Raw genomic sequence first — 7225 nt, 5'->3', positions numbered from 1 at the left:
GCTTCACCGTGGTGAAAGGCTTGATCCAGTCGAGGCGCTTGGCTTGCTCGCGCCAGAAGCCGTCCGGGTTGACGACCGACTGCTGGTACATGGCTTTGTAGGTTGCCTCGTCGGTCAGCGTGTTGGCCGCTACCTCGGGACGAACGGGATACAGGGAAGCCGCACTCATCTTTCTTACCTCGGTGGAATAGTTGTTTTTGTATGGCCCTGTTGTAGCCCGGGGCGGCCCTATAGAACCATTCGACGATGGTAGTAACAAGCCCCTACAAATTGCCCTGACAATCCCTTTCCCCCGCTCCGCCGGGTATCTACGCCCACTGTAGGAGCTGCCGAAGGCTGCGATCTTTTGATCTTGAAAGGTCGCCAGGATCAAAAGATCGCAGCCTTCGGCAGCTCCTACAGGGATCGCATACACCAGACCATTGCGTGATTGTTACGAAATCTGTCAAAAGTGTTTATCAAAACCCCACCTATATGAATCCACCCCCCACGCCTAAAATCCCTCTCGCCAACAAGGCAACCCTGATTAACCAAGTTGCAGCCCCCACGAAGGCAGTTAATCAAAACCCCGGCAATCAAGTTCCACACGCAACCCCCTAAAGGTTGCGTGACCCCACTCGACCTCTAAAAGGTAAAACTGAGATGAAAGCTTTATTAGTTCTGGCCCTCTCCAGCCTGTGCGCAACCGCCATGGCAGACGAGGTCCCGACTGATGTCGCACAGCAACAACCGGTAGTTGAGGAATACACTTACTCCACCCATCTGGACATCGCCAAAGTCGTGTCCATGAGCGAAATCCCCAACGTCTGTGAAGTGGTGCCGATGAAAATGGAATACGACGATTCCCACGGCCAACGACACATCCTGCGCTACAGCATCATGGGTAACGGCTGCTCCAACGGCTAAACACCCGCCCGACTCTTTATAAACGGCTCGACCCGTCTCAATCAGACAGATGCAGCGCCGAGCCTAATACATCGATTTATTAGATTATTTTAAGCGCTTATTTGCACTTTTTAATCAAATTACCTGGCGTAGTATAGATTCCACACCCAAGGCACAAAACGCCAACGAACCTGGAGCAACCACCATGAAAACCCAACTGATCCTCGCCCTGACCCTCTCCGTCCTGGCCGCCAACACCTTCGCCGCCGATGGTTACGATCGCACCGGCTCGGCAGCTTTCACCACCGAAGCCGCAGTCGCCTCCGACGGCTACGACCACACCGGTTCCGCGTCCTTCGCCGCTGATGGTGCCGATCACGTCGGTGCTGGCAAACTGGCCTCCGACGGTTTTGATCGCACCGGCGCCGCCAAAGTCGCCGCAGACGGTTCCGATCACGTCGGCGCAGCGCGCTTCAGCTGATCACATCGCGTGACTTTACAGCCCGACTTCGGCCGGGCTTAGTTGTGTCTGGGGCCATCGAAAACCCGCTCAAAACACAACATGTAGTAAAAAAGCGCTTTTTTGGCTGTTTTTTGTACAAATCAAACGGCCCGGAAAAATTAATCAAAAAAAATCTTCACCCGCGATATCCAGCCAAAGCCCTGTAAACCCTCGCTCCGACCGAAAATCCCCTCTTCTTCACCGCCGCATGTGCGGATTCGCCCCACCACGGCCGCAAAAATTTCCCTATAATGCCGGCTTAAACGGGCCTGCAATATCCCCTTACAGGGATGACAGCCAGTCTGAAGCCCACGCCGAAGTCGTCATCGATTCCGGCGCCCGTCAGAGGCTCTCGGAACCCCGTACAAAATTATGTTTATTTGCCTGCGTGTACCGCTGCAAAAAACGCTATCCAACGCGGCCAGAACGGTCGTGTGAAAAACCAACCTTTCAGTTTTCACACGGGCATCTGGCCCTCACGCAGGAGACGACACGTCATGCTGAGCTGGGACGAATTCGACAAAGAAGACAGCGGCGAGACCGTGGTTAAAGGCGCCAACGCCGGCCACGCGACTGAAGCCAACATGGACCGCCTCGACACCGCCGGTGGTGTTGCGGCTCAAGAAGCTCGCGCTGTAACCGCGTCCGACTCCGCCGCCATCGCTCGCGCCAAGGCTGCCCTGGACAACCTCGACGTCGCCGAAGGCCTGGCCGAACTCGAAGGCGCCTCTGCCCGCGTCGCCGTTGACGAAAAGCGCATGATCAACTGCCGCGCCGACCTCAACCAGCTCGTACCTTTCAAGTACGACTGGGCCTGGCAGAAGTACCTGGACGGTTGCGCAAACCACTGGATGCCGCAAGAAGTCAACATGACCGCCGACATCGCCCTCTGGAAAGACCCGGAAGGCCTGACCGACGACGAGCGCCGCATCGTGATGCGCAACCTGGGCTTCTTCTCCACCGCCGACTCCCTGGTTGCCAACAACCTGGTGCTGGCCGTGTACCGCCTGATCACCAACCCGGAATGCCGCCAGTACATCCTGCGCCAGGCGTTCGAAGAGGCGATCCACACCCACGCCTACCAGTACTGCATCGAATCGCTGGCCATGGATGAAGGCGAGATCTTCAACATGTACCACGAGATCCCATCGGTCGCGAAAAAAGCCACCTGGGGCCTCAAATACACCCGTTCGATCTCCGATCCAAAGTTCGAAACCGGCACCGTCGAAACCGACAAAGAGCTGCTGCGCAACCTGATCGCCTACTACTGCGTTCTGGAAGGCATCTTCTTCTACTGCGGCTTCACCCAGATCCTCTCCATGGGCCGTCGCAACAAGATGACCGGCGTCGCCGAGCAGTTCCAGTACATCCTGCGCGACGAATCCATGCACCTGAACTTCGGCATCGACGTGATCAACCAGATCAAAATCGAAAACCCGCACCTGTGGGATGCCGAGATGAAGGAAGAAGCTTCGCAGATGATTCTGCAGGGCACTCAGCTGGAAATCGAATACGCCCGTGACACCATGCCTCGCGGCGTGTTGGGCATGAACGCGGCGATGATGGAGGACTACCTCAAGTTCATCGCTAACCGTCGTCTGTCGCAGATCGGTTTGAAGGAAGAGTACCCAGGGACGACTAACCCGTTCCCTTGGATGAGCGAGATCATGGACTTGAAGAAAGAGAAGAATTTCTTTGAGACTCGGGTTATTGAGTATCAGACTGGTGGGGCGTTGAGCTGGGATTGATTTCTTGGCTAGTCCCGATTGAACGATGGTTATTTAATCGTTAAATCGAACGAAAAAAGCCCTGACTTGATCGGGGCTTTTTTATTTGTGCAGAATCTTACGCCGCAACGGAAACCTCCTACAAATCTCTCAGCCTCTCCCGCATTGATACCTATTGAAAACATCCATATGCTTTGCCCAGGTGCCTAAGAAACGCCCAACATAGAAGCGCAGCCAATACGTCAGACACGCAATTCACTTTGGTGATTGTGGTGCAGATGTGCAATGGCTCTGCTCGTTGGGATTTTCTTCCACTCTACGTTGGGTTTGGCCCGCCTGAATTCACGTAGAGGTCATGGATATGCCGGAATACACCTTCTTCCCATCTTGCAATGGGGGCTCAGATAATGACTGATCCCTATTCTGTAACTGTCTTCTCTCGCCGCAGCCTCTCACTCCACACCCTCCTCCTGGAAAACCAGCCGTGGTTCTGCGCTCGCGATTTGGGTCGTTTAATGGGCTTCCATTTGAGTGATCGGATCGTGAGCAAACTGGATGAGGATCAGAGGCAAAGGTTGCTGATCGAATACTACGGCCAGCCGGAGGAACGGCTGATGATCAGTGAGTCCGGCGCGTATGCGTTGTTGGTTTATCACTACGCGCCCGAGAATCGGTTGTTGCGTGAATGGTTAACTCATCAGGTGGTGCCGGCGCTGCGTGATGCAGGGGGGGCGAAAAACCTGGACCGGCCAACAATGAGCTTGATGAAAGGGCCTGGAATGTCGCTCAGTCTCCTGCATTGGCAGGACGAAAGCTGGATTCGATTGCGCGACATGCCTTATCTGCTGCTCAATCGCACGCGGCGGCGGATACCGGTGGTTAAGCCGTTGTGGCGGAGGGTTGTAGAGGTGTTTCAGTCTTAGAAACAATCGGTGGGTTATTGCGGTGGCGTCGTTGTAGGACAGATTGAGCGACGCGTAGGTATTCTCTGTAGGAATTTTCGTAGACAGCCGTGATGGCCACTCAGTATCGTCCGAGGGTTTTCAACCCTCGGCGATTGTATGGACATTGGAAAGAAGAACGAAGATTGGAGCGAGGCCGAGATAAAGGCATCAGTCGGTGCCTATCTGACGATGCTTACACTTGAGCAGAAAGGGCAAAAATTCAATAAAGCTCTAGAGAATCGCTTGCTTCGTCAGGGTGCATTGGCAGATCGCACCGAAGGTTCCGTCGAGTTCCGGATGCGCAACATCTCCACCGTCTTGCAACGAATGGGACGCGATTGGATAGTGGGATACAAACCTGCGACGAATGTAGGCGCCAATGTCGAACAGGGCATTCGCGAAGCACTTGTCACTGACGTCTTTGAACCGTCTGCCGACGAAGACACTCTTGAGCGTCGTGCCATAGCCCTTGAGCAGAAGACGTTCGAGAAGGCACCAAAAGGTATCTTGAAACCCAAGCAAACTGTGTCCAGCAGAGCCGCTTACATTCGTGATCCCGAGGTCAGGGCTTGGGTTCGGCAGGAAGCTAAAGGTATCTGTGAGGGCTGCGGTAAGCCTGCACCGTTTGAGAAAGACGGAACGCCGTTTCTAGAAGTCCATCACGTTAAGCATTTGGCGCAGAAAGGTTCGGATCGGACGAGCAATGCCGTCGCACTTTGCCCGAATTGCCATCGACGCTGTCATCATTCGAACGACAGGGAAGCTTTTACCTTGGCGCTTTACACGAGGCTGAAACGACTGGTGCGGGAATGATCGCGAACTGACAGGTATTGACAGATGGGTTAGCTAGGTTTAGCAGGCCATTCGTTATCAATGTGACTCTGCATACACAGTTTCATTGATAACGACATAGGCAGACTCTGCTAGAGCTAGTCAGCGTTCTCCAGGCAATCATTATATGCCTCCATGATTACGCAGATACCCAGCAGCATTGGTGTGCTCTGATGTTCATCAGGGTCACCCAAAACTTTAAAGCCAAGCCGGCTGTAGAATTTTACAGCACCAGGGGCTGCATCCAGATACAAGCCTTTAATGGGTATCTGCATATGCAGTCGTGCGGTTTCCATCAAAGCGTTTCGCATCAGGGCGAGGCCTACCCCACACTTCTGAAGCTTCTTATCTACGCCAAGCATGACGAGCCGTACGACGGGAATCTGTTTCGTTAGATTCGTCGCCTTGGAAAGCCCAGCCTTCGCCTTCTCCCGCGTGATTTCACTGACGGTTAGGGTGCAAAACCCCAAGAGATCGTGGCCGACAATTGCGCCGACGCCTTTAACGTTTTCGCTTTTCAAGGCCCGACGCAGCCGACTATTGAAATATTCATTGATTAGCGGTGGCCCGCAGTCGAAGTCTTTAGGGAAGTTGTACTGCTCAAAAGTTGCTAGCAAATTGCAGTCGATTTCACACGTTACGGTCTCTGAAGTTCCCATGAGTCCCTCTCATCAGATTTATCAAAGCCTTGGTAGGCTTGGCGCTTTTGTCCTCATTGAGTACTTCTTGTAGTCGAGCGAAGGTTTTTTCCGAAACCTCAATCCTTCTGTGGTTTTCAAGTACAGCTTCAGCACGTTCAAAAGCGGAAGACATTATGAAAGACGTCATGTCTAAGCCAGATAGCAGTGCTGCTTTTCGGATAGTTTCTTTCGCGATATCCGTGGTCTTGATTTCAAGCCTTGCAGTTTTTGGCGCTTTAAGTAGTTCTAGTAATTCAGTCATGAGAATGCCTTTTGTGTAGTCAGTGGTTTTCCCTTTTAGGTGGTTATCCTAGAGGCGCTTGCGCACCTTTACCGTTTTAAGCTTCATGGTAAGTCCCTTAGTGGTTCAGTTTTAGGTTCAGTAGGCGGGACATATCTAGCCTTACGGTACGGACCATAGCCGTACAATGCTCACCCTGTCAAGGAGCATCCGTACATCATCCGTACGCTATAAACATACCGAGCAGCACCGCTCGCAACTGCTTGGACTCTTTGGAGCCGGTAGTGATTGCTCGGTCACCCCGCTACTCCAAAACCTCAACATAAGTCGACTCCCCACCGCCACTCGCCCCCGACAACCACCCCCAAACAAACGCCAGCGTAGTCCGCCCCGCCTCATCAACGCCCACCGTTCCACGGGACCAGCCAGCCAGGATTTCGCCCTCGGTGGTGATGCAGTGATAAAGCAACTCGATGGTATCGACACCGGTCACGCGGCCAACCTGGTGGCCCATGCGAATTCGGCCACCTTGGTAGGTGCTTGAAATGGCATCGCCCTCAACCTGGTAATGAAACACCGTGCCAGTGCCGGAGAGTCCGTGGGTGTTGCCGGCTACGGTGAAGCGGCGGTTGTTCAGGCGTTGATTGATTTGAGGAAGGGGTATTTGCATGGGGGCGCGTCCTTTAGGGCAGTGTGTTCATTCCGTTCTGGATGATCGTAAGCGATTCTGTCGGGATGGGTGAAGCCGCCATTCACACAAGGTTTGCGAAAAAACGCAGGGCGTTTCGCGAGCCCGCTCCCACAGGGGTTCGGGCCGAAATTTTACGAACCTCATGGGCTGCGCTTGAATCCAACAATGACGTGTCAGAAGTCACCCGGCAGAAGTTCTACGTCAAACACATCTACACGCATGCCGATTACGACGTTGCCAACGTCTGGTATGCAAGAAACAAAGGGGTAAAACGATGAGCGCAGCCCGGAACGACTTTCAAACCGTGATCGCAACGCTTGGCGAGCTGCACGCGACGCTGGAGCGCCTGCGCGGTGAATTTGTGCACGGCATCAAGACCCCCGCTGACTATGAGCGTGCGACCGACCTGCTCGATGAGCTCACCGACGGGCGCGAATTGAGCAAGATCGAGGAGAAAATCCTCATTGAGCTCGAAGACGAAATTCTGGCCTACCAGCGCGACTCCGACCAGTTTCGCGAATCGACTGCCGCTTTTGAGGCGACGTGCACCCCTGTGCAGCTGATCAAGGATCTGATGGAGACGCTCGGGCTCACCGGTGCGGATTCCACGGCCATCCGGCCACCTATTCCATAAACATCCGGCCACTGATTCCACGATGATCCGGCCACCCATTCCACGCTCATCCGGCCACCCTTAAGGCAGGCAGCAACGCAGGATTATTCA

General features: G+C 54.0%; 10 protein-coding genes and 1 pseudogene. 7 read left to right on the top strand and 4 right to left on the bottom strand.

Features of this window, described 5'->3' with window-relative positions; all coding sequences use genetic code 11:
• Positions 1-169: acetyl-coenzyme A synthetase N-terminal domain-containing protein (locus tag UB23_RS28200; protein ID WP_152644228.1), on the bottom strand; the 169-nt coding region annotated here is incomplete at its 3' end.
• A 473-nt stretch (positions 170-642) separates the two neighbouring features.
• Between UB23_RS28200 and UB23_RS02890 the strand changes: the two genes are divergently transcribed.
• The 5 genes from UB23_RS02890 to UB23_RS02870 all read left to right on the top strand — a co-directional run bounded on the left by UB23_RS02890 (position 643) and on the right by UB23_RS02870 (position 4871).
• On the top strand, positions 643-906 hold the full coding sequence (locus tag UB23_RS02890) for a DUF2790 domain-containing protein (RefSeq protein WP_045057831.1): 264 nt from the start codon (positions 643-645) through the stop codon (positions 904-906).
• 184 nt (positions 907-1090) lie between these two features.
• The gene (locus tag UB23_RS02885; protein WP_045057830.1) at positions 1091-1366 is read left to right on the top strand and encodes a hypothetical protein; all 276 of its coding nucleotides are present in this window, start codon (positions 1091-1093) and stop codon (positions 1364-1366) included.
• A gap of 518 nt (positions 1367-1884) precedes the next feature.
• On the top strand, positions 1885-3135 hold the full coding sequence (locus UB23_RS02880) for a ribonucleotide-diphosphate reductase subunit beta (protein ID WP_045057829.1): 1251 nt from the start codon (positions 1885-1887) through the stop codon (positions 3133-3135).
• A gap of 386 nt (positions 3136-3521) precedes the next feature.
• Positions 3522-4037 carry a BRO-N domain-containing protein gene (locus UB23_RS02875; RefSeq protein WP_045057833.1) on the top strand — a complete coding sequence of 172 codons (516 nt, stop codon included), beginning with the start codon at positions 3522-3524 and terminating at the stop codon, positions 4035-4037.
• A 138-nt stretch (positions 4038-4175) separates the two neighbouring features.
• The gene (locus UB23_RS02870) at positions 4176-4871 is read left to right on the top strand and encodes an HNH endonuclease (protein WP_045057828.1); all 696 of its coding nucleotides are present in this window, start codon (positions 4176-4178) and stop codon (positions 4869-4871) included.
• A 116-nt stretch (positions 4872-4987) separates the two neighbouring features.
• Here UB23_RS02870 and UB23_RS02865 read toward each other — a convergent pair whose 3' ends face one another.
• From UB23_RS02865 to UB23_RS02855, 3 genes are all read right to left on the bottom strand, one after another.
• Positions 4988-5548 carry a GNAT family N-acetyltransferase gene (locus UB23_RS02865; protein WP_045057827.1) on the bottom strand — a complete coding sequence of 187 codons (561 nt, stop codon included), beginning with the start codon at positions 5546-5548 and terminating at the stop codon, positions 4988-4990.
• Positions 5520-5831, bottom strand: coding sequence for a type II toxin-antitoxin system TacA family antitoxin (locus UB23_RS02860; protein ID WP_045057826.1), 312 nt, complete (start codon positions 5829-5831; stop codon positions 5520-5522). The genes UB23_RS02865 and UB23_RS02860 overlap by 29 nt, the downstream gene beginning before the upstream one ends.
• A 283-nt stretch (positions 5832-6114) precedes the next feature.
• The gene (locus tag UB23_RS02855) at positions 6115-6480 is read right to left on the bottom strand and encodes a hypothetical protein (protein ID WP_045057825.1); all 366 of its coding nucleotides are present in this window, start codon (positions 6478-6480) and stop codon (positions 6115-6117) included.
• 65 nt (positions 6481-6545) lie between these two features.
• On the opposite strand from UB23_RS02855, the gene UB23_RS30090 reads away from it, so the two are divergent.
• Both UB23_RS30090 and UB23_RS02845 read left to right on the top strand, forming a co-directional pair.
• The gene (locus UB23_RS30090) at positions 6546-6779 is read left to right on the top strand and encodes a hypothetical protein (protein WP_045057824.1); all 234 of its coding nucleotides are present in this window, start codon (positions 6546-6548) and stop codon (positions 6777-6779) included.
• Positions 6776-7105, top strand: a pseudogene (locus tag UB23_RS02845) (helix-turn-helix domain-containing protein); the annotation flags it as partial. The gene UB23_RS30090 and the pseudogene UB23_RS02845, both read left to right, overlap by 4 nt.
• Positions 7106-7225: the final 120 nt, after the last annotated feature.

It is taken from the genome of Pseudomonas sp. ES3-33 (genome assembly GCF_000952175.1).
Classification (GTDB): domain Bacteria; phylum Pseudomonadota; class Gammaproteobacteria; order Pseudomonadales; family Pseudomonadaceae; genus Aquipseudomonas; species Aquipseudomonas gregormendelii.
Note: the sequence above shows the minus strand (reverse complement) of the source record. Positions and strands in the feature narration are given on the sequence as shown.